Consider the following 25,957-nt stretch of genomic DNA (forward strand, 5'->3'; position numbering starts at 1 on the left):
ATCGACGTCATTTTTTGATTTCAGATTTCGTCATTGGCAATCGCTGCCTGCAATGCTTCCAAGGCCCGATTAGCCAGTACCGTGCTCTTTTCTTTTTTGGGAACCCGCTTAGCCAACGGAGCGATTAAGCCGAAATTTACATTCATCGGCTGAAAATTGTCTTTGTTATCGGTTGAGATATATTGCATCAAACTACCGATTGCTGTTGTTGCCGGCGGTTCCCAAAGCATTTTACCATGCAGCAAACGTGCCGCGTTACGACCGGCAAGCAAACCGGCTGCGGCAGATTCTACATACCCCTCCACGCCGGTAATTTGTCCCGCAAAAAACAAGGTAGGGCGTTTTTTAGTTTGCAATGTCGCTTGAAGCAGCTTTGGAGAATTAATATAGCTGTTGCGATGCATTACGCCGAAACGCGCGAATTCCGCATTTTCCATGCCGGGAATCATGCGGAAAATCCGCTTTTGTTCCCCCCACTTTAGATGTGTCTGAAAACCGACAAGATTATATAACGTGCCTTCTGCATTATCCTGGCGCAATTGAACCACCGCATACGGTTCTTCGCCCGTACGCGGATCCGGCAAACCTACCGGTTTCAACGGCCCGAATCGCATGGTATCTTCCCCGCGATTGCCAAGCACTTCAATGGGCATGCATCCTTCAAATATTTCGCCTTTTTCAAAATGATGTTGACCTGCTACCTCCGCTGCGATAAGTTCTTCGCGAAAGCGCAAATATTCTTCTTTATGGAATGGACAGTTGAGATATGCTGCCGGACCTTTATTGTAACGCGAAGCGCGATACACTATATCTTGGTTCAATGACTCTAAATACACAATCGGCGCCGCGGCATCAAAAAAATGGAAATAGTCTTCCCCACTGAATGCTGCAATCGATTCCGCTAACTTACCATCCGTAAGCGGACCGGTGGCAACGATTACAATACCGTCTTCCGGGATGGACATGACTTTTTCCGTAACCACCTCGATCAACGGATGGTTTTTGATCGCATCGGTCACTGCCTGCGCATAGCCTTCCCGATCCACGGCAAGTGCACCGCCGGCCGGCACTTGATGCGTATCCGCCGCCTGCATGATAAGCGAATTCAATTGTCGCATTTCTTCCTTCAAAAGTCCTACCGCATTCGTAATTGCTGCCGCACGTAACGAATTGCTGCAAACGAGTTCGGCAAAATGCGGCAACGTGTGTGCCGGCGTATACCGTTTCGGTTTCATTTCCAGTAAGCGAACTCGTACCCCTGCTTGCGCCGCCTGCCAAGCGGCTTCACAGCCCGCCAGTCCGGCGCCAATGACGGTAATCACTTCATTTTTTCTTTTGGTTGCCATGCGTCGGGCACTCCTTATTGCTGCAAATAATTTCTTCGCCTCGTTGGCGTGTCTTCTTTTTCACCATAATCGATCCGCATTCCTTGCAAAATTGATCCACCGGTTCATTCCATAATGCCAAATCACATTCCGGATACCGATCGCAACCATAGAAAACACGGCCACGTTTGGATTTACGGCGAACGATGTGTCCTTTTTTGCATTTCGGGCAGGCAATACCGACCGGATCGGTAATCGGCTTAGTGTTTTTACATTCCGGAAAATTCGGACATGCTAAGAATTTCCCGTACCGGCCAAATTTATAAATCATTTTCGCGCCGCATTTATCGCAGATAACATCGGATTCCTGCTCAATAACTTTCACTTTGTCGATTTTTTGTTCCGCATCGGAAAGTTCCTGTGCAAATACTTTGTAAAAACTTTCCAGCAGTTGTTCGTAGCTTAATTCACCATCGGCAATTTTATCCAATTCCTCTTCCATACGCGAGGTGAATTTAACATCAACGACCTTACTGAAAAAGCGTTTCAGAAGATCCACCACAACAAAGCCTAGTTCCGTAGGAATAAATGCTTTGTCACGCTTTTCGACATAGTTGCGCTTTTGAATAGTATCCAAAATCGGTGCGTATGTACTCGGGCGACCGATTCCTTTTTCTTCCAAAAGTTTAATTAGGCTTGCTTCCGTATATCTTGCCGGCGGTTGCGTGAAGTGCTGTTTCGGCTCAATTTTTTTAACCGTCAACGCATCATCTTTGTGCAGCTCCGGTAAAATCGTTTCTTCTTTTTTATCCTTCGTCCCGTAAACTGCGGTGAAACCGTCAAAAATAATATGACGGCCTACGGCGCGTAGCTCAAATTTTCCGGCGCGAATGGTCACGGTTAAACGTTGCGCAATTTGCGGCGTCATTTGACTGGCCAGAAAACGATTCCAAATCAACGTATATAATTTCAGCTGATCCCGATTTAAAAAGGGGGCGACTTCCGCGGGAGAATATGCTAAGGACGTCGGACGAATCGCCTCATGCGCATCCTGACTCTGCTGTTGCTTCGAGTATTTATTCGGTGATTCAGGTACGTACTCTTTACCATAAGTTTCGGTAATGTACTGCTTTGCTTCTTTCTGCATCTCTTCCGCGATTCGTACAGAGTCGGTACGCATGTAAGTAATCAAACCGACATGAGTGCCACGAATATCCAGACCTTCGTACAATTGCTGCGCAATCATCATGGTCTTACGCGCACCGAAATTCAATCGGTTGACACTGTCTTGCTGCATCGTACTGGTAGTGAACGGCGCTTGCGGCCGACGGCGTTGCTGGCCGCGTGTAAGTTTTTCGACATACGCGTCTGCCGCTTTCAATTCTTCAACCAAATCGTTGGCGACGCTTTCCTGCGCAACGGCCAGTTCTTTGTCGTCATACCGAACTACTTTGGCGGTAAATGATTTGCCTTTGCCGGCATGATAATCGGCTTCAATAGACCAGTATTCCTCCGGTACAAATGCCTTGATTTCTTCTTCGCGTTCACAAATCAAACGTACTGCCACCGACTGCACGCGTCCCGCGCTTAGACCACGAAATACTTTTTTCCAAAGAAAAGGGCTTAATTTATAACCGACAAGCCTGTCAAGAACCCGACGTGCCTGTTGAGCATCTACTTTCTGCTCATCAATCGGACGCGGCTGGGCAATCGCTTCTTTGATCGCATGCGGCGTAATTTCATTAAATGTAATTCGCACATTCTCATCCGCCGGAACATCCAACAGCACCGACAAATGATGAGAAATAGCTTCTCCCTCGCGATCAGGGTCAGTAGCGAGGATAACATCGCGCGATCTATTTGCTTCCGCGCGTAAATGGGAAATTACATCATGACGATCGGAAACATTCGTATACCGCGGCATGAATCCGTTTTCCACATCGACACCGAGCGAGTTTTTCGGTAAATCGCGCAAATGCCCCATGCTGGCCATAACTTTATAATTTTTACCGAGAATTTTTTCAATCGTTTTCGCCTTGGCTGGAGACTCCACAATCACGAGATGTTTCCCGCTCGGATTCGGTGTGCGCTCCCATTTCGGTGCCTTGACAACAGCCGGCTTACCGGCACTGTTTTTGCGTCCGATTGAAATTGTGCGTTTAATGGACAATGCTGCCTCCTATCTGGAAATCATTGCCATATATTTTTGATTTCCACATTGTTGTATAAGTCCTTTTAATTCTAATTGTAGCAATATATAGTTGGCTTCGGTCGGGTGTAAAGCGGAACGAAGAATAATCGTATCCATGTCGACTGTTTTCTCCAACTGGCAACAACGGTACACTAATTCCTCGGTCGGTGTCAAATCCGGACCGGCTACCGAGCCCATTTCACGTTCCGTATCCAACCAATTATATTCGCGTAAAATATCGTTTGGTTCCGCGGCCAACGCCGCTCCTTGTCGCAATAAGTGATGCGTGCCCACCGACATCGGTGAAAAAATGCTGCCGGGAACCGCGAACACATCACGCCCCGTCTCCAAAGCAAAGTCTGCCGTAATCAACGTGCCGCTGCGTTTCGCCGCTTCAATGACCAACACCCCGTCGCTCAATCCGCTGATGATACGATTGCGTGCCGGAAATTGTCGCCCCAACGGTTTGGTTCCCAACGCATATTCCGATATCACTACACCGTGTTGCGCGATTTCTTCAAATAATGACTTATTTTCCGGCGGATAGGGAATATCCAAACCACAAGCCAACACACAAATCGTATACCCGTCAGGAAGTGTAGCCCGATGACTTGTGGAATCTATACCGCGTGCACCGCCGCTGATGATAGCAACGCCTGCCTTGCTTAGCTCTCCGGCAAATAAACGCGCGGCATTAATCCCATACGGTGTCGGCTTGCGCGAACCGACGATGGCGATCGCTTTTTCCGGTTCTCGCCACGTACCTCGATATGCAAGTATGGCCGGCGCATGAGGATCATTCTGTAAACGTTTGGGGAAATCGCCATCTTGAAAGGTCAGTAAGCTGACGCCCCATTTTTGATTAGCCTCCCAAATCTTTTCGGGTTCAATCATTTTTCGTTGTGCCAAAAATCCCGCGAGCGATTTTGGTCCTAATGTATGGGACGCCAGTAATGCCTTTTCGGAAGCTTGCCAAATCGCTTCAAAACTACCGAAAAAACGAATTAATTGACGTAATTTGACCGCACCTACATACGCCGTCTTTTGCAGCGCAGCCGCGTATATTTCTTCCCTTTTCATATCCATTTTATTCACCGACTTCAATAAAACACTTTATTCATTGGTGCAGAAAAATATAATGCTTCTCTACTCCTTGTCTTGTGCACGGTAACTTACCGCTTCCGCAATTTGCTCCGCGTCGATGATGTCTTTGCCCTGCAGATCGGCAATGGTACGAGCCACTTTTATGATTCGGTCGTAAGCGCGTGCGCTTAAGTGCAGACGATTAAATACATCCGCCAGAATTTGCTGCGCACGTGGTGTCATTTCACACGTTTCTTTGATCTGGCGGTGTTGCATTTGGGAGTTCGTGCGCATCCCGTAAATAGCCAAACGTTTTGCCTGTCTCTCACGGGCCAATTTAACACGAGCACGAATGACCTCTGACGATTCTTCCGCACGGGTCGCGGTAAGTTCCGTGTACTTCGGTCGTTGCACACTTACATGCAAATCGATACGATCCAGCAACGGTCCCGAAATTTTGCGCAAGTAGCGGCGAATATCACCGCTCGAGCAGGTGCATTCTTTGTCCGGATCACCGTTAAACCCGCAGGGACACGGATTCATCGCACTGATTAAAATAAAATCGGCAGGATACGTTAGGCTGGCATTCACACGTGATATATGGACGACTCGATCTTCCAGCGGCTGACGCAACACTTCCAAAACAGAGCGTGGGAATTCCGGCAATTCATCAAGAAATAATACACCTTTGTGACTGAGTGTAACTTCGCCCGGCTTGGGAATACTACCGCCGCCGATTAAGGCCGCCGTCGATACGGTATGATGCGGACTGCGAAACGGTCGGGCGTGCAATGCAGCTGTCCGCGACACGTCAAACAAGCCTGCCACGCTGTAAATTTTAGTCACTTCCAGTGCTTCGTCATGCGAAAGCGGCGGCAAAATGGAATTGATTCGACGAGCCAGCATCGTTTTGCCTGAACCCGGCGGTCCGATCATTAAGACATTATGCCCGCCGGCCGCGGCAATTTCCAACGCGCGTTTAGCCATAATTTGACCCTGTACTTCCGCGAAATCTTCATTCACTTCCGGGATCTCTTCTTGTTCAGAGTCCGGCACTGCCGTCTTCCAAACGATTTCGCCCTGCAAATAGCGAACTAAGTCACGCAATGAAGTGACTGCATAAACTTCAATGCCGTTACACAAAAGAGCTTCCTGCACATTTTGCGGTGCGACAAAAAAACGTTTCTTGCCGGCTTCTTTGGCGGCAATGACCATAGGCAGGACACCGTTAACGGGGCGCACCGTTCCGTCCAATGCCAGTTCGCCGATACCGACCGCATCTTCCAAACTCTCTCGTTGCAACGTTCCACCGGCTGCGAGTATCCCTATCGCAATCGCCAAATCCAGTCCTGCGCCTTCTTTTTTCAAATCGGCCGGAGCTAAATTCACTGTAATCTTACGCAACGGAAACTCCAGCCCGGAGTTTTTCAGGGCAGGCCGCACTCTTTCTTTGGATTCCCTGACGGCCTGCGTCGGCAAGCCGACAATATCATATGCAGGCAAACCGTTAGCTAAATCCACTTCGACTAAAATCAAATGACCGCTTAATCCGAACGTAGTAGCTCCAAATACTCGTGCAAACATATTCTCCTCCTAAAACGCATTTTTCAGCTGATTTAGTTGATAGGTTCCGTTGGCGTGTATTTGAATTTCCACAACGTCAAAGCGGCACGGTATCTCTTTTGACAGTTGAACTAAATAGGCCATCGCAGTTTTGCGTAACATGTTTTGTTTAAAGGGTGTGACGGCTTCGCGCGGCAGACCGAAACGTGCGGTAGATCGGGTTTTAACTTCGACGAACACAATTGTGTCGCCGTCGCTTGCGATGATATCGATTTCACCTTTACCGCTGCGAAAATTACGTGCTTGAATGCAGTACCCCTGCGTTTCCAAATATGAGGCGGCAAGCGCTTCCCCTTCCGCCCCTAAATCATTATGTCGACTCACGCAAACCTCTTCCTTCGGTGTATTGCGTATCCATTAAATTGCGTTGATCATGCTTTTAATCGGTTCAAAACTTTTGCGATGAGCCGGTGACGGACCATATTTTTTTAACATGCTTAAATGATGTTCCGTAAGATAGCCTTTATGAGTAGCAAAACCGTATTGCGGATATTGTATATCCAATTCTTCCATTAAATGGTCGCGACTGACTTTCGCCAAAATAGAGGCTGCCGCAATGGAAGCACTTTGCGAATCTCCCCGAATAATCGCCTGCACCGGTATCGGTAAGGTAACCGGCATGGCATCCGCCAGCAACACTTGTGCTGCCGGTTGTAATGACATAGTCGCCGCCTGCATACCGTCAAGTACCGCCTGATAAATGTTGACGGAATCAATGACTTCGACAGGAATATGCAAAATCTTATAGGCAATAGCAGTTTCAGTAATTTCTTTGAACAATTTTTCCCGCGTCACTGCCGAAAGCTTTTTAGAATCGTTGAGTCCGTCCAGCATGGCATGTGGCGGCAAAATAACTGCAGCCACCGTCACCGGACCGGCTACCGGTCCACGTCCCGCTTCATCGGTGCCGGCAATATTCAGTTTGCCCTGGGCATACCAATGCTCCTCATATCGATAGAGAGCTCGTAAACGCTCGTGTTCCTGCCGCACCTTGTCCTGGCGACGCGCGTATTGCTGCAAAGCCTGCCGGACGCCCAGGCGACCATCCAAACTCCAGCGCAATAACTCTTCAGGAGTGGGTACTTCTGCCAAACGTGAACGGATCATGGCAATCGTTTCTTTTTTCTCCTCAGCCATTTTGACTTGCCTCGGCAGGCGGGGTCTCTAAACTGATTTTACCCAGCCGTAATTGGCGAAAATCCCCTAAAACGAATTGGCGTGCCTTATGGTAGTCATATTCACCTTTGGGTAGCAATGCGCCTCGTTTTTTAGCGATTTCCGTTAACCATTCATCAGGTGTCCCCGATCCCGTTTGAATTCCATAACGTTCCGTAAGCGTCCCCGGATAATTTTCATTGATATAAGCCAGCAGATTTCTGACTACATCTTCCGCATCAAACACTTCATCGGTGATGGCGCCGGTGGCGGCCAGTTTTTGACCCACCACAGGATCTTCAAACTTCGGCCATAACACACCCGGTGTATCCATCAATTCAACGCCATCCGCCAACTTTACCCACTGTTGGCCGCGCGTTTTACCGGGGCGATTGGCCGTATGCGCGATATAACTTTTCGCCAGCGTATTAATAAGCGTCGATTTACCGACGTTGGGAATCCCTAAAATCATCGTACGCACGGAACGCGCTCGAATACCTCGACGCTTCCAGCGCTCAAGTAATGGTGCCGCCGCTTGCCGAATTTCCTGAATCAGTCGCTTACGACTGGACTTAGACGTGCTGTCTATGAGTAACGTCGTAATCCCCCGATTGGCAAAATATTGTTGCCATTGTGCAGAAATTTTGGGATCTGCTAAATCAGCTTTGTTTAATAATAAAATCCGCGGTTTTGCCTGGATCAGTTCACGCAGCAACGGATTTTCACTCGAAGCGGGCACACGTGCATCTCTCAGTTCCACGACGACATCGATGGCTTTTAGCTGCTCTTTAATCAGACGTTGCGCTTTAGCCATGTGCCCGGGAAACCATTGGATAAGCATGATGCACCTCCTTTATTCATATCCTATGATAAGTAAACAATCAACAATGCCTCTTCTTATTTTATTATATAAAAAAAGGACTGTATATACAGTCCTTTTTACTTACTCTTAGCGACGTTCACGAATACGAGCCGCTTTACCGGTCAAACGACGCAGGTAGTACAGTTTTGCACGACGTACGACGCCGCGGTTTTTGACTTCGATTTTGGCCACACGCGGGGAATGTACAAGGAATGTACGTTCTACACCGACGCCGGACGCAATACGGCGTACTGTGAAAGTTTCACGGACACCGCCATTTTTGCGCGCCAAGACAACGCCTTCAAAAATCTGAATACGTTCACGATTACCTTCGACGACTTTGGCGTGGACGCGAACCGTATCGCCGGCACGGAAATCCGGAATGTCCGAGCGCAACTGTTCTTGTTCCAATTGTTGAATGATGTTCATATCGTTCTCCTCCTACCGGACATTCTTGCCCACCACCTGGTGAACAGAGGACTATCCAAAATAACAGTGGTATTGTATCATATCAACCTTAATAAAGCAAGCTATTCTACTAATTTTTTAATATCGAACCATGTCGTAAGCAAATCGGCAATATTTTGCAAAATCAGTAAACGATTTTGGCGAACTCTTTCACTATCCGCCATGACAATGACATGATCAAAAAATTCATTAATCGGTGCAACTAACGATTGTAATTCCCGATACACGACAGCATAATCCTGTTTCGCATAAGCGGCTTCAATTTTGGGGGCTACCGCTTTATACGCAGCATACAATTTTCGCTCTTCATCATTTTCAAAAAGTTCCGATTGAACTTCTCCCTGCTGCGGTTCTTTTGCCAAATTCACGACACGGCGAAACGCTTGGCGAAGTTCCATATCTTTGACAAATCCGGTGTCTGCCAACGCGTGCGCTTTGCCATAGACACTGTAAATATCAGTATCATCCCCTGCAAGAACGGCATCGATTTGATCGTACGACAAGCCCTCATCGCTCAAAATTGTTTGCAGTCGTTGCATTATAAAAGCAACCACTTGTTCCTGCACATCTGCCGGCACGTCACCGAGTGTTTTGGCAACGGCAGCAACCATTTTACGTAAACACCAGTGAGTTTTACTTTGGACGGCGATTTGCACAATCCCAATCGCCTGCCGGCGCAACGCAAACGGATCCTGTGAGCCGGTCGGTGCGTGTCCCTGGCTGAATGTCGCGACGATATTATCCAATTTATCGGCAAGGCTCAACACTTCACCCAGCTTGGTAGAGGGCAAGATGTCGCCTGCAAATCGCGGTAAGTATTGTTCAAAGATTGCTTGCGCCGCTTCTTTCGGTTCACCGTCCAGCAGAGCGTATTCTTTACCGATTTCCCCTTGCAATTCCGTGAACTCCGTGACAAGTGCTGTCGCCAAATCGGTTTTGGCGAGATGTGTCGCACGTTGTAACAATTCTTTTTCTTCCTGTGTCAGCTCATACGCTTCAGCAAATACTTGCGTAATTTTTTGCAAGCGCTCTGTTTTATCTTGCATGGTCCCGAGATTTTCCTGATAAACGATACGTTGCAATGCATCATATCGCGCAGCCAAACTCTTTTTACGGTCCTCATTAAAGAAGAATTCTGCATCCGCCAAACGAGCGCGCAAAACTCTTTCATTACCCGCCTGCACAGTAGCTAAATGTTCATCGGAACCGTTACGTACTGTCAAAAACAGTGGTAAGAGTCGGCCTTCTCGATCACGCAGCGGAAAATAGCGTTGATGATCTTTCATCGGTGTAACCACTGCCGCTTCCGGCAGCTCCAAATAGCGCTCTTCAAAATGACCGCAAAGCGGTGTCGGATATTCGACGAGGAACACGATTTCCGTTAACAGATCTTCATCTTCCACCACAGTCGCATGCTGCTCTTCAGCAAGCTTTTGCAAACCTTGAGTAATCATCTGACGACGTTCGGCAGGATCGACGATAACATACTGCTCGCGCAATACCTGATCATAATCGCTTGCTTGGGGAACTACGACATTTTCTTCCCCCAGGAAACGATGCCCGCGAGTGGTATTTCCAGAGGCCACGCCCGCGAGTGTAAAAGGAATCACTTCTGCATTAAAAAGTGCCACAAGCCAACGAATCGGACGTACAAAACGGAAACTTTCGTTCCCCCACTTCATGCTCTTGGGAAATTGTAGCGATTGAATCAATTCCGGTAACAAGTTCGCCAAAATGATCTGCGCCGTTTGACCTTCTTTTTTGATATGCGCATACACGTAGTTGTCTCTTTCGATCAGTTCAGAAGGATCGATGCCTTGACCGCGAGCAAATCCCTGTGCAGCTTTGGTCGGGTTGTGATTTTCATCAAACGCGATGGCTACCGACGGCCCACGATTTTCTTCGACCATGTCCGGCTGACGATCTGCTAAATCCTCAACAATGAGTGCCAGACGTCGCGGCGTTCCGACCGTTTTTAACGAGGCAAACGATAAGCGAGCATCGGCAAGCATTGTTTCCGCCCGCGTACGCAATTCATCAAGAATACGCGGCATAAATTTCGCCGGAATTTCTTCCGTACCGATTTCGAACAATAAAGTATTATTCATGCCGAGACGCTCCTTTCAACAACGGATATCCCAGTTCTTCACGCTGTACCAGGTAGGCATGCGCACAGAGTCTGGCCAGTTTACGCACGCGTCCGATAAACGCAGTACGTTCACTGATACTGATAGCGCCACGCGCATCCAAAAGGTTGAAAACATGCGAACATTTCAATACGTAATCATACGCCGGCAAAACTTTACCGGCATCAATAATACGTACTGCTTCCGCTTCATATTTATTGAATAAATCAAACAAAAGGTTAATATCTGCCAACTCAAAATTGTAGACAGACTGCTCATATTCATTTTGATGGAAAATATCGCCGTAAGTAACATCGCCGGACCAGACGATATCATACACATTTTCCTTGCCTTGGATATACATGGCAAGACGTTCCAAGCCGTAAGTAATTTCGACGGCAACCGGATTCATATCAACGCTGCCCACTTGTTGGAAATAAGTGAACTGAGTGATTTCCATACCGTCAAGCCACACTTCCCAGCCTAATCCCCATGCGCCTAATGTCGGCGATTCCCAATTATCCTCGACAAAGCGAATGTCGTGCTCGATTGTGCGAATACCGAGTTTTTCCAAACTTTCCAAGTACATTTCCTGGATCCGATCCGGAGACGGCTTCATAATTACCTGAAATTGGTGATGTTGATACAGTCGATTGGGATTATCGCCATAGCGACCATCCGCCGGACGCCGTGACGGCTCAACATACGCTACGTGCCACGGTTCCGGCCCCAATGCCCGCAAAAATGTCGCAGGATTCATCGTACCGGCACCTTTTTCCACATCGTACGGCTGCTGAATCAAACAACCTGCTTCCGACCAATAGCGTTGTAATGTCAAAATCATTTCTTGGAAGGTCATCATTTCCTCCTCTGCTTTGCAAATAAAAAAGTCCCTGTAACAATTGTTACAGGGACGAGTATACCCGCGGTTCCACCCTCATTGGTCATTGACCCACTTAATGATATCGCGGCCTTTACTATCTTACGATTTCCTGCCGCAGCTCCAAAGCGCCTTCCTTTGTGTGGCAAGCTTCCACTATCCTTGCCTCGCTATCGCCAAAGTACTACTCTTTATCATCGCTTGATTACTAAAAATATAGCAAACTCAAATTTTATTGTCAATGCTCTTTTGCGCAAATGTGAAAACATTCGTAAATTGGGTAGCGATCTCCACATAATTCGTCAAATAATATAATAATGCATCCGCCGCTTCCGTTAATCCCTGCCGAGAAAAAAGTTGCGGTCCATCCTGCCACGTAGCATGTAAAATGGCAAATAGCGTTTGGCGACCTGTATCGGAAAGCGGCAGAAATTGCTTTTCCTGCAAAACCGTCTGCGGATCATAACCGGCAATACCTAAAAGTTGCCAGGAAGCGATTAAAGTTGCTATTGCCAAATCTTTACGGGAAAGCGCCGTCAGGTACTGCTCCCATAAATGATATACCTGTGCATCCGCTTGTCCCGATGCGAAAAGCTCCTCAGTCATGTGTACCAGAAAATAATAAACTTGCCACATAGGATACGTCCATTGCCACGTATCCGTCAGTGCTCGTCCGTCGGCTTGCAACAACCGATAGCCTTCAGTATCAGCTGCTACGGTACAACGTAAAAAAGCAGCCGGTACCAAGTAGCCGATATAATTGGCCTTGCGTCTTGCTTGTGGTGCGAATACAAAAATTCTGCCCGCTTCTTTGGTCAAAAGAGTAAGTTTTTTGCCGGCGGTACCGGCATCCCGTGCTGCCAACACAAACCCTTCATAATTTTGCCAATTATTCGTGTTCGTCATCAACATCAGGCTCCTCGTTGAGCACGCGAGTCACCAAAAGGCGCACAATGCGGAAACCGTTAACTTTAGTGACGCAAAAATCCCAACCGTCAATAACGATATGATCACCGTTGCGCGGAATACGTTCCAATAAGGCAAATACATACCCGCCGATCGTATCCGCTTCCACTTCCGCAAAATCAACATCTAATAATTTTTCTACATCTTCCAAAATAACATTGCCGTCAAATTCAAAGTGATCTTCATCCAACTCAAGAATCGCGGCCAACGATTCGGGTTCATGTTCGTCCTGAATATCACCGACCAGTTCTTCGATAATGTCCTCCAACCCAACCAATCCGACGGTCCCGCCAAATTCATCTACCACCGCCGCAAGATAAATACGCCGGGTACGCATCAATTGCAAGAGATCAAAGATCGGCATAACTTCCGGGATGATGAGAATTTCACTGATAATCTGCTTTAACTGCGGCTTACCGGTAATATACAACTCCATAAAGTTTTTGACGTGGATAAGGCCGATAATATGATCTTTATCACCATCACACAAAGGATATCGTGTGTGGCGTGAAGTGCGAATCGCTTCCCGCATCGTCTCCAAACTGTCTTCATAATAAAGTACCGACATATCAGGACGTGGAATCATTACCTCACGAGCCAAACGGTCCACAAAAGTGAACGCATTTTTGATCAGTTCGCCTTCCCGCTCATCCAATTGGCCGCTCAAATGTCCCTCGTTAAAAAGCAGGCGGATTTCCGCTTCCGTGCGCGGCATTTCCACCTCATTTGTCAGCGTCAGATCATGCGTATGCAAATACATGGTGGCTAAGCGTTCGCCCAGCCATATAATCGGGGCACATATTTGATGTAAAATACGCACGATTCCTGCCGTGCGTGGCAGCCATTTCAATGCATTCTGCAAGGCTACTGCTTTAGGAATCAAATCTGCGACAATCCAAAACAACGTGACGGCAACCAAAAGCACAACCAAAGAAAGTATCCACTCACCCCAGAGCCACTGTATTGTCGGTGGTGTGAGCAGCATCCAACACTGATAAATGCTGTAATAGTAAAGCAGTGTCACAACCAGCAAAACCCATTGAATAGTCCCTAAATACCGATTCGGTGAAGCATAGAAACTCGATATGCGTGACCAGTTCGGCTCTTCTTCCTCCGCTGCAAGTTCTTGCACATATTCACGACGCAAACGGATAAAAGAATATTTCGCAATGACTAAAATAGTTGCCATCATCAAAAAAAGAACTGCCAATATCGACCAAAACGCTCCCCAAGGCGTGAGGAGATGAGCAATGAGCATATTATTATTCATACCCCAATTCTTTTAACATGCGGTCTTTATTACGCCAATCCGGCGCTACTTTTACCCATAAATCCAAGTAAACCGACCCGTTCATTAATTTTTCAATATCCGCTCGGCTTTCTGCTCCGATAGCTCGCAAAAGCGCACCGTTTTTACCGATAATGATCCGTTTTTGTGAGTCGCGTTCTACATAAATAACCGCACGCACATACCATTTACCGTTTTTCCTTTGCGCGATTTCTTCCATTTCCACACCGATCGCATGAGGCACCTCATCCCGTGTCATATGCAGAATTTTTTCTCGAATCAGTTCCGCCATAATATTGCGTTCCGGTCGATCGGTAACCATATCTTCCGGATAATATTGCGGTCCCTCAGGCAAATGATCACGAAGTACATCTAACAATGTGTCGACTTGATAGCCGTCACGCGCCGAAATCGGCACGATTTCAGTAAAGTTAAATTTTTGCCGATAGCCGTCAATTAAAGGCAATAATTTTTCCGGCGTAATCTGATCGATTTTGTTGATCGCTAAATACACAGGAATCGTAAGCGTTTGCAACCGATCTAAAATATACTGCGTCCCCGGTCCGAAGCGCTCGTCAGCCGCCACCATAAAGAGAACCGCATCCACTTCATTCAGTGCATCCAATGCCTCTTTACGCATTTTTTCACCTAATTTATGACGCGGTTTATGAATCCCCGGTGTATCGACAAATACCATTTGAAAATCAGGTTGGGTGTAAACCCCCATAATTTTATCGCGTGTAGTCTGCGCTTTATCCGAAACGATAGAAATCTTTTGCTGCAAAATACGGTTGAGCAAAGTGGATTTCCCGACATTGGGCCGTCCGATTAAAGCGATAAAACCGGAGCGAAATACGTCACTCATTCCAATTGTTCCTTTCCAAAAGCATACGGTAACAAATCTTCTAAAGCAAACTCTTTAAACGCCTGTGATGTTCCCGTGATGAGGCGTGGAATGCCGAATTCCGCCATTACCTGCCGGCAGGCACCGCACGGCATTAGATCCTGTTTCTGCGGACTAAAAAGCGCCAGCGTAACGAATGTCCGCTCGCCCTGCGAAACGGCAGCCATAATCGCATTACGCTCGGCGCATTGCGTCAATCCGTAAGAACTGTTTTCGACGTTACAGCCGGTAAAAACCGCACCGGTTTTCGTCAGCAGTGCAGCGCCGACGGGGAAGTGCGAATACGGCGCATAAGCGTTCTCTGCCGCCTCTTTTGCCGCCTGCAAAAGGTCCTGATCACACGTCATGAATATCCTCCCGCGTAATACCGAGCGCACGCAAAACTTCCTCTTCTGCGACCCGCATTTCTTTTTTATCTTCCGGTTTCTCGTGGTCATAGCCCATAATATGCATCAGACCGTGAATCGCCAAGTACGCCAACTCTCTGGTTTCGCTATGCCCATATTCCTGTGCCTGTGATAAAACCCGATCGACGGAAATGACGATGTCCCCCAATAACATTTCTTCGTCAGACGAATCTTCTTCTCCTTCATTCAAGGCAAACGAAAGCACGTCGGTGGGCCGATCAATGTTTCGATATTCGCGATTTAACATCTGCAGATACTCATCATCACCCAACGTCACGCCGAGTTCCGCTTCCGGTGGGATCTCCTGACATTCGGCTCCTTTACTCAATGTGGTTTCGATAATCTTCGGCCATTCCGAGTATTTCCGTGCCAATTCTTCATTTAAAAAATTAATGATGACTTTCAATTATTTGACATCCCCCTGTTTGGCATACGCATCAATAATTCGTGCCACCAAATCGTTGCGAACAACATCGGCGGCAGTAAAATCCACACGCGCAATCCCGCGCAAATTCTCGACGATTGACACTGCCTGCTCCAGACCGCTTTTTTGTCGAGACGGCAAATCGATCTGTGTCACGTCACCGTTAATGACCATTTTGGAATGATTGCCCAAACGCGTTAAAAACATTTTCATTTGTTCCGGTGTCGTATTTTGTGCTTCATCTAAGATTATGAAGCAATCTTCCAGTGTACGACCGCGCATGTATGCCAAGGGAGCCACTTCAATCGCTCCTTTGGTTTGCAACTGCATATATACATCTCCACCGAATAAATCCCCCAAGGCATCATATAGAGGGCGCAGATAGGGATCCACTTTTTCATTCATGTCCCCCGGCAAAAAGCCGAGACTTTCACCCGCTTCTACTGCCGGACGCGTTAAAATGATTCGATTGACATTATGGTTGCGAAAATAAAATACCGCTAAGGCAACGGCAAGATAAGTTTTGCCGGTACCCGCCGGACCGATGCCGAATGTAATCGTGTTGTTGCGAATGGCATCCACATACGCTTTTTGTCCGGCCGTACGCGGGCGAATAATTTTACCGCCGCGTGTCACCATTACAGTATCATCATGCAAGTCGCGCAGTTTATGCTCTTCCCCCTGGTCAATCATCTGCAGCACTGTTTCCAATTGCCTTTCCGAAATGGTGTTTCCCGATGACAACGTAGTCAAAACATCTTCGATAACGCGCTGTGCGGATGCCAACGAATCCGGCTCGCCGATCAACCGAATAATGCCGCCGCGATCTACCAACTGCGCATCGTAATGTGCTGCAATTTTGGGTAAAATCCACGCGTTTCTTGCGACCAGAAGCTGTTTCTCATGGTCTGCCGTCAGAGTATATGCCGTAGAGCGAATAGGATATCATTCCTTTCCTGTCTGAATAATTGCGAATTATGATAACGTTCTTATCTTTATTTATTATATATTAGTCTTTCGACAGCGTCCAGCATTGCGCCTTTGACGATCAACAATGGTTGGGTATAATAAAGCAGGAGGAAATTATGAATATTGTCGCTTGTACCTCACCCTTGCAAACAGGAAGAATAGATAATAATCTGCAATGGTTTCGATCGCATCATGATGAAATTATGTCACGGGAACCGGATCTGATTGTAATGGCGCAAAACAGCCTCACAGGATTTGTCTCGGACACCTTGTTGCGTGGCACGGATTTTCAATCGAAACTTGACGCGGCACTTTGCGAACTTGCCACATTTTTTTCGGTGCCATTAATCGGTAGTCAGGACCAATGGCTACACGGTCAACGCAAACACCGGCCGTTGTATTTTGAAAACGGCAAGGCAACAGAGCTCGACTTCGCAACCATCTCGTGCGAACGCCAAACGGTGTATATTCGTGCTGACGAAAATGACCCGTTTCCAAACGATTTACCGGTGATCGATCTTTTTAGTCAGCCTGCAACGCTATCCGCGCCCGCATATCATAACAGCATACGTATAGATGCATTGACGGTTGCGGATTGCGGCGGATATTTCGAACCGCATACAGGCTTTTTACATTGCGGCGAAACATGCCACGGTGGCTGGCAGCAAGGAATCTATACAATTACTTTGACGGCGAATGGTTGGCGCACGAGTGCACCGACCACATATGCATGGAAACAAATGGATCTCCTGCGCTGGCAGTTGCAAACCATTTTACAGACACTCTCTTTGCGTGATGTGGTCATCGGCCTTTCCGGCGGCATTGACTCCACGGTCAACGCCCTCCTCTACCAAAGCGTCGTGGAAAAAGACCATATATTGGGCGTTACTATGCCTTCCTCCTACACCTCTTCTGTGACCCGCTCGATTGCGAAACAACTTGCCAAAAATTCCGGCATTTCGTTGCTTACCGTGCCGATTAAAGAATCCGTTGAAGCGACACGCACACAGCTGGAAACGATTGCAAAAGCGACAGGAGTTTCGCTTTCACTCGACGGCTTGCCGTATGAAAATTTGCAAGCGCGCGATCGCACTTCCCGTGTATTAGCTACGATTGCTTCCGCTCGCGGGGCCATCTTCACATGCAATGCCAATAAAACGGAAACCACCGTCGGTTACGGCACAATGTACGGTGATATAGCCGGTGCGTTAGCGGCTACCGCCGACCTTTGGAAACATGAAGTATATGAATTGGCCAAAGATTTGGATGACTTTATGGGTGGAGGTATCATTCCGCGAGAAGTCTTTACGGTCCCCCCCAGTGCAGAGCTTTCTTCTGCGCAGGATGTCACAAAAGGATTTGGCGATCCGCTGATTTATCCTTACCATGACTATCTCTTTGCCAGTTGGATACAAGATACGCCGCTTTCGCTTGCAGAAATTCTTGAATGCTATGAAGAGCACACATTAACGAAACGTCTGGGCGCCACCGTAGAAGTCGAAACGCTTTTTGCCGACGCGGATGCGTTCGTCGCCGACCTGGAGCGCTGGTGGACACTCTACCGCGGCTTAAGCATTGCCAAACGTGTACAGGCACCGCCGATCCTTGCCGCCGGTCCATATCCGTTTGGAAAATATCGTGAAGCGCAAGGAGAACCGCGATATTCTGACCGGTATCTGGCAAAACGAAAAAAACTTTTGAAAAAATAAAAAGAGCCGATCGGCTCTTTTTTTATGCTTCGATTTTTTTCATTGCTTCATCCAACGTATGCCAAGCGAGTACCGCACATTTTACACGCGCCGGTAACTGCGAAACATTTTCCAACACAATCGCCTCTTCCAGCGACTCCCGCTCTTCTTCATTCAACTCTTCCCGTTGGATCAAACGAATGAACCGCTCAATACATGCTTTTGCTTCTTTAACCGACTTCCCGCGCACTACATCACAAAGCATGGAGGCAGATGCCTGACTGATCGCGCAGCCCTGGCCCTCATACGCAATATCTTCAACAATTCCATCGGTAATGATCGCGTTCATGGTTAAGTCATCACCGCAGTTCGGATTATGACCATGCTCCGTTACCGTTGCATTCGTTAACGGGCGATGATTGCGCGGGTCCTGGTTATGTTCCAGAATTAAGTCTGTGTACAATTGCTGGAGATTCATAGTTCCTTCTTCCTATTTAAATCCCATTTGTTTACGTACCAGTGGCAATACTTCTAAAAATCGTGCCACTTCCGCTTCCGTATTATAAATATAGAAGCTTGCTCGATTCGTCGCCGGTGCATGCAAATACGCGCCTAGCGGCTGCGCACAATGATGCCCTGAACGAACCGCAATCCCGTAATGATCCAAAATTGTCGCCACATCATGCGGATGCACACCGTCAACTAAAAATGTAATTACGCCGTGCTTTTCCGCGGGATTTGTCGTGCCGATAATCTTTACAAACGGCATCTCGGAAAGACCCGTAAGAGCCATTTCCGTCAGCTTTTTCTCATGCGCAACAATCGCATCCCAACCGATCGCTTCCAAATACTTTATGGCAGCAGCCAGGGATACCGCACCTTCCACATTTTGTGTGCCGGCTTCAAATTTAAAGGGCAAAGTATTGAATGTAGTGGTCTGTTCTTGCACGTATTCAATCATATCGCCGCCCAAATTAAATGGTTCCATATCATCAAGCAGCGCTCGTTTTCCGTACAATACACCGATCCCCTGCGAAGCGAGCATCTTGTGGCCGGCAAATACATAAAAATCACAATCCAGAGCCTGCACATCGACGGCAAAATGAGGCGCCGCCTGTGCCCCGTCTAAAACCACAACTGCTCCGACGGCATGCGCGCGCTGAATCATCTCTTGGACTGGCACATGCATGCCCAACACATTGCTGGCATGACCGAACGCAACAATTTTTGTCGTTTTATCAATTTTTGCAAAGTCGGACGGATCAAAATGTCCGTCTTCCGTTAAATAAATATATTCCAGTGTCGCTCCGGTCACACGTGCAACTCGCTGCCATGTAACCAAGTTGGCATGGTGTTCGGCGATCGTGATGACGATTTTATCGCCATCCTTGAGATGCGTCTCACCATAACTGCGGGCGATGAGATTTAGGCTTTCCGTCGCATTACGCGTAAAAATAATCTCATCCGAACTTGCGGCATGGATGAAACGAGCCACCACTTCCCGTGCACCGTCATATGCGAGAGATGCGGTTTGCGCTAAACGATGTGCACCGCGATGTGGATTACCATGTTGCGAGAATACGTACTCCTCGACCGCCTCCATGACTTGCCGGGGCCGGTGGGTTGTCGCCGCATTATCAAAATAAATCAGCGGCTCCTCTCCCACTTGTGTTTGTAAAATAGGAAAATCCTTACGTATGTTTTCCAGATCCATCATATCGCTTCCATCTTTGTCTCTACTGCGGTAAGTACCGTTTCACGCAAATCATCGGCAATAATTTTATCAATGACAGGGCGCAACATCGCTTCTACCACTAAACGCTTCGCTTCTTCCTGTGAAAAGCCTCGGCTCATTAAGTAGTATAACCGTTCTTTATCCATTTGGCCGGCACTGGAGGCATGATTTCCCTGCACATCATCTTCCGTACATAAAAGCAAGGGCAAAGAGATATTTTTCGCCTGCGGACTCAAAAGCACGACATAATCTTCCTCGTTGCCAATCGCTCCCGACGATCCGTGCTTGAAGTCAATACAGCCGCGAAAAACTTTTTTTGCCGCATCTCGTAAGGCTCCATAAGTCGCTAAATGAGATTCGGTTTTCTTCCCGAAATGGTTACGATCGTAATACAAGTCAAGATGCTGCTTTTCGTTGGCTACATAAACGCCTTCTTCGGAAAGCGTAGATGCTTCACCTAACAAATCCGCATCGCTGTGATAGATAATGCGCTCCGCACCGAATTCGGCGCCGATAAATGCCGCTTGCGATGCGGTATTAAGCCGAGTGTAACGATGCTCAATCGCAGTCGTCAGAGGCACGCCTGTATGAACCTTAGTAATTTTTAATACGGCATTGTCACCGACAGAACTTAAAATGGCATAGTTCAATCGTCCGTCATTTTTGCTTTCATTGTCAATGGCAATCTCCAACGCTAATTCGGCATTTGCCCGCACGTCGATGACAACTGCACCCAACCAGTGATTTTGTGTTTCCGTGAATGTGAGGTTCAAACGAAGTTGTTGCTTGGTGTCCTCCGGTACGACAATTTTGAATTGCTGCGCTGCGTCACTCATCGTTTCCGCAAACGTTTCAGGATCCGCACCGCGAAATTGCGGTCGTAAAAACGCAAGAGATGCTGTCGTTATTCCTGTAACGCATTCGACTTGTTCTGGCTGCGACCACACTGCCGTAAGTTGTGAGGCGTCTACATGAGCCGCCACATCCAATTCCGTGTAATTGGCTTTCGTCCAGCGATAGGTTGTCATCGGCAGTAAGTTAAATTGTTTTTTCATTTTTCCTCCTACCCGATGGAACCTTCGAATTCCAAACGTATCAAATTATTCATTTCCACTGCATATTCCAACGGCAATTCTTTAGAAATCGGCTCGGCAAAGCCGCGTACCAGCATGGCTTTCGCCTCGTCCTCCGAAAGGCCCCGACTCATCAGATAATAAATAGCTTCATCGCTGATGCGTCCAATCTTAGCCTCGTGTCCCAAATCAACATCGTCGTTTTCAATAGAGATATCCGGTACCGTATCGGAACGTGACTGGTCATCCAGCATCAGCGACTCGCAGCTGACAGAAGATTTAGCCCCTTTAGCCTTCGGTCCGATCCGCAAAAGGCCGCGATAAATCGCTGCACCGCCACTCTTAGATATCGATTTGCTATTGATGTTTGAAGTTGTATTTTTTCCTAAATGAACGACCTTCGAACCTGTGTCTAATGTCTGTCCTTCCCCCGCAAATGTAATACCGGTAAATTCACAGACGGAGTTGTCTCCTTTTAAAATCGTCATCGGATACAGCATGGAAACATGCGAACCAAACGATCCGCTAACCCATTCCATACGTGCGTCCTTGCCGATCAACGCACGTTTTGTATTGAGGTTGTACATATTCTTCGACCAATTTTCAATCGTCGAATAGCGTAATTCCGCACCGTCAGCAACAAATAATTCGACACACCCGGCATGCAAATTCGCCACATTGTAGCGAGGCGCTGAACAGCCCTCAATAAAATGGCACTTCGCCCCCGGTTCCAAAATAATCAGCGTATGTTCAAACTGCCCGGCTCCCGGCGCATTCAAACGGAAGTAACTCTGTAAGGGAATCTTGACATCAACTCCTGCCGGCACAAAAACATATGATCCGCCTGACCATACTGCGCCATGCAAAGCGGCAAATTTGTGATCGTTCGGCGGCACCAGCGTCATAAAGTGACGGCGCACGATATCTTCATGTTCTTTGAGTGCCGTCTCAAAATCCGTATAAATGACGCCCTGTTTCACCAGATCTTCCTGGATATTGTGGTACACCACCTCAGAGTCATATTGCGCCCCAACACCGGCAAGCGAAGTTTGCTCCGCACGCGGAATACCCAAACGATCAAACGTTTCTTTGATATCCTGCGGCACGTCATCCCAACTTGCTTTCATATCAGTACGGGGACGCACATAGGTCACAATTTCTTCCATGTTTAAGCCGGAAATATCCGGCGCCCACGGTGGTACATCCATCTGTTGATAAATCGCAAGCGAGCGCAAGCGAAAATCAAGCATCCATTGCGGCTCATCTTTTTTGGCGGAAATTTCACGTACGATGTCCGGCGTTAATCCCGAATCCGTCTTATAGTCATACGAAAAACTGTCGCGCACGTCGTAAACGCCACGTTCCATGTCGGCAACATATGTTTTTTTGCGTTTTTCTTCAGCCATCATGTCACCTGTTTCGCAAATGATCAAACCCCTGCGCTTCAATCGTATCGATGAGAGACGCATCGCCTTCGGTTACGAAATTTCCGTTCATCATTACATGTACTTTATCGGGGGTGATGTATTTTAACAATTGATTGTGATGTGTGATGATGATAAATGCGTGTTCAGGGCTATGGTAGTCGGCAATTGCCTGGGAGACAATACGGACAGCATCCACATCGAGTCCCGAGTCCGTTTCATCTAAAATAGCCAATTTCGGTTCCAGCATCTTCATCTGTAAGATTTCACTTTTCTTGCGTTCTCCGCCTGAAAATCCGTCATTTACGTAACGATCGGCATAGGCGATATCCATATCTAGGGAACGCATTTCCTGGTGGAGCTTGCGCTTAAACGGAAATAATCGTTGCGGTTCACCGGAGACCGTTACTTTTGCCGTACGCAAAAAATTTTCTACCGTAATTCCGGGTACCGCAAGCGGCGACTGAAAAGAAAGAAAAATTCCCGCTTTAGCGCGTTCATCTACGCTATAGTCAGTGATATCTTTTCCTTCAAAATAAATTTTCCCTTGGGTAACTGTATAGGCGGGATTTCCCATAATGGCGTGCATTAAAGTCGATTTTCCGGCCCCGTTGGTTCCCATCACAACATGCACTTCACCGTGCTCAATGGTGAGATTGACACCATGTAAAAGTTCTTTATCTTCGACCGCTACATGCAGGTCTTCAATGCGTAATAATTCAGACATAAATCCTCCTTGGAGTCGTGCCTTACTATATATAAATTTTTCAATATTCTATATTTTAAGAGTAACGTATTTATGTAGCAAAGTCAATAAATCGGCTCTTCATAAAAAAACACCAATTGCAATTGGTGTTTTCAGCGTGGTAAATCGGGGTAGTCCAGTGTAGCGAAATAATCGCGTAATGTTTCCGGTCGGCGAATTTGTTGCACTTGCCCATTCGATTTCAGTAACAATTCACGAGCGCGTAACTTGCCGTTGTAATTGAACCCCATCGCATACCCGTGTGCGCCGGTATCATGAAGGATAAGAATATCTCCCATCACGATTTCCGGAAGTGGCCGCTGAACCGCGAACTTATCGTTATTCTCGCATAACGATCCGACTACATCATAGATATGATCGCACGGCACGTCATCCTTACCGAGAACGGTGAGATGATGGTATGCACCGTACATTCCCGGACGCATCAGATCCGCCATCGAGGTATCTACTCCGATATAATTTCGATATGTATGTTTATAGTGGATGGCACTGGTGACAAGCCAACCGTACGGTCCGGTAATAGCACGACCGCATTCCAAAGCTAATGCAACATCTTGCAAGCCGCAAGGTGCTAATATTTCTCCATACAGTTTCCGGACACGATTACCATAATCCTGATAGTCAAGAGGTATTTCATCCGGCCGATAGGCGATACCGATACCACCGCCTAAGTCGATAAAGTCAATTCGGATTCCTTCCTCATGACAAATTTCCGCCGCAAGAGTAAACATCATTTTCGCGGTCTGCGCCAACTCCTCAATGTCGAGAGTATTGGACACAATCATCGTATGCAGACCGATCCATTGAATATTTTGTTTTTTTGCCCATCGCACAGCAGCAAAAATCTGCTCTTTGGTCATACCATACTTGGCTTCTTCCGGATGACCGATAATATCATTTCCGTAACCGATTGCTCCGGGATTATATCGAAAACAAATTTTTTCCGGTAACCAGTCTCGTTCTTTCAAATCCGGCAAGTGAGAAATATCATCGACATTTATGATGGTATTATCCTGATACGCTCGTTCGTACTCTGCCGGCGCGGTATTGTTGGAAGAAAAAATAATTTCGTCGTCCCGAAAGCCCACCGCATGCGCAAGCACCAGTTCAGGAAGTGAGCTGCAATCGGCGCCGCAACCTTCTTCACGCAATATTTCCATCAAGTACGGATTAGGATTTGCTTTGACCGCGTAATATTCCCGAAAGCGAGGATGCCAGGAAAAAGCCGCTTGCAGTTGACGCACATTTTCCCGTATACCTTTTTCATCATAGAGATGAAAAGGTGTACCGTACTCTTGTACAAGCTCACACAACGCCGCTTCACTGAGCGGAATCGATTTTTTCATCATTGCGCTGCGTCGGTGCTTTCCAAGAATCGAGCATGAATCAAGGCAACTGCCTTTTCGGCATCCCGCTCGTCTATCAGGCAGGAGATGCTGATTTCCGAAGTGCTGATAATTTGAATATTGATATTCCCGTCTGCAAATGCGCCGAACATGTCCGCTGCAACCCCGGGCGTACCAAGCATACCCGCGCCGACAACCGACACTTTCGCGACATCCGTGGCATATAAAATGTCCTTAATACCATGATCGCGCTTAAACACTTCAAGAACTTCCTGTGCCTGCGGAAAATCACTTTCTGCAATCGTAAAAACAATATCCGTTTTGGAATCATCCGATTCGCGAATACTCTGTACAATCATGTCTACATCAATATTGGCTTTGGCCAGGTAGCTGAAAATCATATGCGCCACGCCCGGCCGATTATCCACGCCCAGAACCGTCACTTTAGCTACATTGGTGTCATGCGCGACGCCACGAATAGCAGCTTGCTTTCCTTCCATGTTGTACTCCTCCTGAATCATCGTTCCTTCTGTTTCCGTAAATGTTGAACGTACATGAATCGGTACACGATAACGGCTTCCCATTTCTACTGCCCGAGGCTGCATAACACCGGCGCCAAGTCGTGCCATCTCAAGCATCTCACCATACGTGATTTCCTTCATCTTGAAGGCTTGTGGAACCACACGCGGATCTGCCGTATAAACGCCATCCACATCCGTAAAAATTTCGCAAACATCCGCTTGCAGTGCGCCGGCTAAAGCAACTGCCGTAGTATCACTGCCGCCCCGTCCCAATGTCACCATATCACCATTGTCAGCAAGGCCCTGGAAGCCGGCAACAATCACGATATTACCTTCGTTAAGAGCGGTGAAAACACGCTCCGGATTGATGTCTAAGATGCGTCCTTTGCCGTAAGACCGACTAGTTTGAATGCCGGCCTGCTGTCCCGTAAAAGAAATCGCAGGCTGTCCCAGCTCTATAAATGTCATCGCAAGCAAAGCGATGGAAACCTGTTCACCGGTGGTAAGCAGCATATCCAGCTCACGACCGTATGCTTTGTGCGTACATTGTTTCGCCAAGGCCATTAAATCGTCTGTCGAATCCCCCATTGCCGAGACGACAACAACGATTCTGTCTGTCGGTTGTTTCGACGCCAAAATGCGCTCTGCAATGTGACGGATTTTTTCTGGCGTTGCTACGGAAGAACCGCCAAACTTTTTGACCTGTAACGTCATACTTTGCCTCCTTAAATAT

The 25,957-nt window shown here is 47.4% G+C and carries 24 protein-coding genes; 1 reads left to right on the plus strand and 23 read right to left on the minus strand.

All coding sequences use genetic code 11. The features are described 5' to 3' along the window. Window positions 1–20: 20 nt before the first annotated feature. The 16 genes from trmFO to HNR45_RS01360 form a co-directional block, all read right to left on the minus strand. Window positions 21–1,346 carry a methylenetetrahydrofolate--tRNA-(uracil(54)-C(5))-methyltransferase (FADH(2)-oxidizing) TrmFO gene (gene trmFO / locus HNR45_RS01285; RefSeq protein ID WP_159821871.1) on the minus strand — a complete coding sequence of 442 codons (1,326 nt, stop codon included), beginning with the start codon at window positions 1,344–1,346 and terminating at the stop codon, window positions 21–23. Further along, a complete protein-coding gene (gene topA, locus HNR45_RS01290; RefSeq protein WP_024048967.1) occupies window positions 1,324–3,495 on the minus strand; it encodes a type I DNA topoisomerase in 2,172 nt (723 codons plus the stop codon). The genes trmFO and topA overlap by 23 nt, the downstream gene beginning before the upstream one ends. Window positions 3,496–3,504: 9 nt before the next feature. After that, window positions 3,505–4,602 carry a DNA-processing protein DprA gene (dprA, locus tag HNR45_RS01295; protein ID WP_159821869.1) on the minus strand — a complete coding sequence of 366 codons (1,098 nt, stop codon included), beginning with the start codon at window positions 4,600–4,602 and terminating at the stop codon, window positions 3,505–3,507. Window positions 4,603–4,662: 60 nt separating this feature from the next. Further along, entirely contained in the window at window positions 4,663–6,183 is a 1,521-nt protein-coding gene (locus tag HNR45_RS01300; protein ID WP_024048969.1) for a YifB family Mg chelatase-like AAA ATPase, read from the minus strand. 9 nt (window positions 6,184–6,192) lie between these two features. Further along, on the minus strand, window positions 6,193–6,546 hold the full coding sequence (locus tag HNR45_RS01305; RefSeq protein ID WP_024048970.1) for a YraN family protein: 354 nt from the start codon (window positions 6,544–6,546) through the stop codon (window positions 6,193–6,195). A gap of 33 nt (window positions 6,547–6,579) precedes the next feature. Next, entirely contained in the window at window positions 6,580–7,359 is a 780-nt protein-coding gene (locus HNR45_RS01310) for a ribonuclease HII (RefSeq protein ID WP_159821867.1), read from the minus strand. Beyond that, window positions 7,352–8,218, minus strand: a complete 867-nt coding sequence (gene ylqF, locus HNR45_RS01315; protein ID WP_024048972.1) for a ribosome biogenesis GTPase YlqF — start codon at window positions 8,216–8,218, stop codon at window positions 7,352–7,354. Before ylqF ends, HNR45_RS01310 begins: the two co-directional genes overlap by 8 nt. Before the next feature lie 108 nt (window positions 8,219–8,326). Further along, complete coding sequence (gene rplS / locus HNR45_RS01320; RefSeq protein WP_024048973.1) at window positions 8,327–8,668, minus strand: 50S ribosomal protein L19; 342 nt, start codon at window positions 8,666–8,668, stop codon at window positions 8,327–8,329. A 101-nt stretch (window positions 8,669–8,769) separates the two neighbouring features. Continuing rightward, entirely contained in the window at window positions 8,770–10,815 is a 2,046-nt protein-coding gene (gene glyS / locus HNR45_RS01325) for a glycine--tRNA ligase subunit beta (protein WP_024048974.1), read from the minus strand. Next, window positions 10,808–11,692 (minus strand): glycine--tRNA ligase subunit alpha, encoded by an 885-nt coding sequence (glyQ, locus tag HNR45_RS01330; protein ID WP_034436071.1) that lies wholly within the window; start codon window positions 11,690–11,692, stop codon window positions 10,808–10,810. Before glyQ ends, glyS begins: the two co-directional genes overlap by 8 nt. 246 nt (window positions 11,693–11,938) lie before the next feature. Then, complete coding sequence (gene recO, locus HNR45_RS01335; RefSeq protein WP_159821865.1) at window positions 11,939–12,625, minus strand: DNA repair protein RecO; 687 nt, start codon at window positions 12,623–12,625, stop codon at window positions 11,939–11,941. Next, window positions 12,603–13,949 (minus strand): hemolysin family protein, encoded by a 1,347-nt coding sequence (locus HNR45_RS01340; protein ID WP_316096394.1) that lies wholly within the window; start codon window positions 13,947–13,949, stop codon window positions 12,603–12,605. Before HNR45_RS01340 ends, recO begins: the two co-directional genes overlap by 23 nt. Next, window positions 13,942–14,838: a GTPase Era gene (gene era / locus HNR45_RS01345; RefSeq protein ID WP_200841489.1), complete on the minus strand. Its 897-nt coding sequence runs from the start codon at window positions 14,836–14,838 to the stop codon at window positions 13,942–13,944. Before era ends, HNR45_RS01340 begins: the two co-directional genes overlap by 8 nt. After that, window positions 14,829–15,218 carry a cytidine deaminase gene (locus tag HNR45_RS01350; protein ID WP_024048980.1) on the minus strand — a complete coding sequence of 130 codons (390 nt, stop codon included), beginning with the start codon at window positions 15,216–15,218 and terminating at the stop codon, window positions 14,829–14,831. The genes era and HNR45_RS01350 overlap by 10 nt, the downstream gene beginning before the upstream one ends. After that, window positions 15,208–15,684 (minus strand): rRNA maturation RNase YbeY, encoded by a 477-nt coding sequence (ybeY, locus tag HNR45_RS01355; protein ID WP_024048981.1) that lies wholly within the window; start codon window positions 15,682–15,684, stop codon window positions 15,208–15,210. The genes HNR45_RS01350 and ybeY overlap by 11 nt, the downstream gene beginning before the upstream one ends. Next, a complete protein-coding gene (locus tag HNR45_RS01360; protein WP_235020552.1) occupies window positions 15,685–16,536 on the minus strand; it encodes a PhoH family protein in 852 nt (283 codons plus the stop codon). A gap of 251 nt (window positions 16,537–16,787) precedes the next feature. Here HNR45_RS01360 and nadE point away from each other — a divergent pair, with 251 nt between their 5' ends. Next, window positions 16,788–18,380, plus strand: coding sequence for an NAD(+) synthase (gene nadE, locus HNR45_RS01365; RefSeq protein ID WP_159821861.1), 1,593 nt, complete (start codon window positions 16,788–16,790; stop codon window positions 18,378–18,380). Between the two features lie 22 nt (window positions 18,381–18,402). Here nadE and sufU read toward each other — a convergent pair whose 3' ends face one another. The 7 genes from sufU to HNR45_RS01400 form a co-directional block, all read right to left on the minus strand. Next, window positions 18,403–18,837 carry a Fe-S cluster assembly sulfur transfer protein SufU gene (gene sufU, locus HNR45_RS01370; RefSeq protein ID WP_024048984.1) on the minus strand — a complete coding sequence of 145 codons (435 nt, stop codon included), beginning with the start codon at window positions 18,835–18,837 and terminating at the stop codon, window positions 18,403–18,405. A 12-nt stretch (window positions 18,838–18,849) separates the two neighbouring features. Then, window positions 18,850–20,076, minus strand: coding sequence for a SufS family cysteine desulfurase (locus tag HNR45_RS01375; RefSeq protein WP_276529515.1), 1,227 nt, complete (start codon window positions 20,074–20,076; stop codon window positions 18,850–18,852). Then, window positions 20,073–21,149: a SufD family Fe-S cluster assembly protein gene (locus HNR45_RS01380; protein ID WP_159821859.1), complete on the minus strand. Its 1,077-nt coding sequence runs from the start codon at window positions 21,147–21,149 to the stop codon at window positions 20,073–20,075. Before HNR45_RS01380 ends, HNR45_RS01375 begins: the two co-directional genes overlap by 4 nt. Window positions 21,150–21,157: 8 nt before the next feature. Further along, window positions 21,158–22,573 (minus strand): Fe-S cluster assembly protein SufB, encoded by a 1,416-nt coding sequence (sufB, locus tag HNR45_RS01385; RefSeq protein ID WP_184327503.1) that lies wholly within the window; start codon window positions 22,571–22,573, stop codon window positions 21,158–21,160. Window positions 22,574–22,577: 4 nt separating this feature from the next. Next, window positions 22,578–23,318, minus strand: a complete 741-nt coding sequence (gene sufC, locus HNR45_RS01390; protein ID WP_159821855.1) for a Fe-S cluster assembly ATPase SufC — start codon at window positions 23,316–23,318, stop codon at window positions 22,578–22,580. Between the two features lie 131 nt (window positions 23,319–23,449). Continuing rightward, window positions 23,450–24,706, minus strand: coding sequence for a diaminopimelate decarboxylase (gene lysA, locus HNR45_RS01395; protein WP_159821853.1), 1,257 nt, complete (start codon window positions 24,704–24,706; stop codon window positions 23,450–23,452). Then, the gene (locus tag HNR45_RS01400; protein ID WP_034436053.1) at window positions 24,703–25,938 is read right to left on the minus strand and encodes an aspartate kinase; all 1,236 of its coding nucleotides are present in this window, start codon (window positions 25,936–25,938) and stop codon (window positions 24,703–24,705) included. Before HNR45_RS01400 ends, lysA begins: the two co-directional genes overlap by 4 nt. Between the last annotated feature and the right edge of the window lie 19 nt (window positions 25,939–25,957).

The organism is Negativicoccus succinicivorans, assembly GCF_014207605.1.
In the GTDB taxonomy this organism is placed as follows: domain Bacteria; phylum Bacillota; class Negativicutes; order Veillonellales; family Negativicoccaceae; genus Negativicoccus; species Negativicoccus succinicivorans.

Coding starts and splice junctions, on each gene's coding strand:
- trmFO (WP_159821871.1), bottom strand. CDS start 1,346: ATGGCAACCAAAAGAAAAAATGAAGTGATTACCGTCATTGGCGCCGGA.
- dprA (WP_159821869.1), bottom strand. CDS start 4,602: ATGGATATGAAAAGGGAAGAAATATACGCGGCTGCGCTGCAAAAGACG.
- HNR45_RS01300 (WP_024048969.1), bottom strand. CDS start 6,183: ATGTTTGCACGAGTATTTGGAGCTACTACGTTCGGATTAAGCGGTCAT.
- HNR45_RS01310 (WP_159821867.1), bottom strand. CDS start 7,359: ATGGCTGAGGAGAAAAAAGAAACGATTGCCATGATCCGTTCACGTTTG.
- ylqF (WP_024048972.1), bottom strand. CDS start 8,218: ATGCTTATCCAATGGTTTCCCGGGCACATGGCTAAAGCGCAACGTCTG.
- rplS (WP_024048973.1), bottom strand. CDS start 8,668: ATGAACATCATTCAACAATTGGAACAAGAACAGTTGCGCTCGGACATT.
- glyS (WP_024048974.1), bottom strand. CDS start 10,815: ATGAATAATACTTTATTGTTCGAAATCGGTACGGAAGAAATTCCGGCG.
- glyQ (WP_034436071.1), bottom strand. CDS start 11,692: ATGACCTTCCAAGAAATGATTTTGACATTACAACGCTATTGGTCGGAA.
- recO (WP_159821865.1), bottom strand. CDS start 12,625: ATGTTGATGACGAACACGAATAATTGGCAAAATTATGAAGGGTTTGTG.
- HNR45_RS01340 (WP_316096394.1), bottom strand. CDS start 13,949: ATGAATAATAATATGCTCATTGCTCATCTCCTCACGCCTTGGGGAGCG.
- HNR45_RS01350 (WP_024048980.1), bottom strand. CDS start 15,218: ATGACGTGTGATCAGGACCTTTTGCAGGCGGCAAAAGAGGCGGCAGAG.
- nadE (WP_159821861.1), top strand. CDS start 16,788: ATGAATATTGTCGCTTGTACCTCACCCTTGCAAACAGGAAGAATAGAT.
- sufU (WP_024048984.1), bottom strand. CDS start 18,837: ATGAATCTCCAGCAATTGTACACAGACTTAATTCTGGAACATAACCAG.
- HNR45_RS01375 (WP_276529515.1), bottom strand. CDS start 20,076: ATGATGGATCTGGAAAACATACGTAAGGATTTTCCTATTTTACAAACA.
- HNR45_RS01380 (WP_159821859.1), bottom strand. CDS start 21,149: ATGAAAAAACAATTTAACTTACTGCCGATGACAACCTATCGCTGGACG.
- sufB (WP_184327503.1), bottom strand. CDS start 22,573: ATGGCTGAAGAAAAACGCAAAAAAACATATGTTGCCGACATGGAACGT.
- sufC (WP_159821855.1), bottom strand. CDS start 23,318: ATGTCTGAATTATTACGCATTGAAGACCTGCATGTAGCGGTCGAAGAT.
- lysA (WP_159821853.1), bottom strand. CDS start 24,706: ATGATGAAAAAATCGATTCCGCTCAGTGAAGCGGCGTTGTGTGAGCTT.
- HNR45_RS01400 (WP_034436053.1), bottom strand. CDS start 25,938: ATGACGTTACAGGTCAAAAAGTTTGGCGGTTCTTCCGTAGCAACGCCA.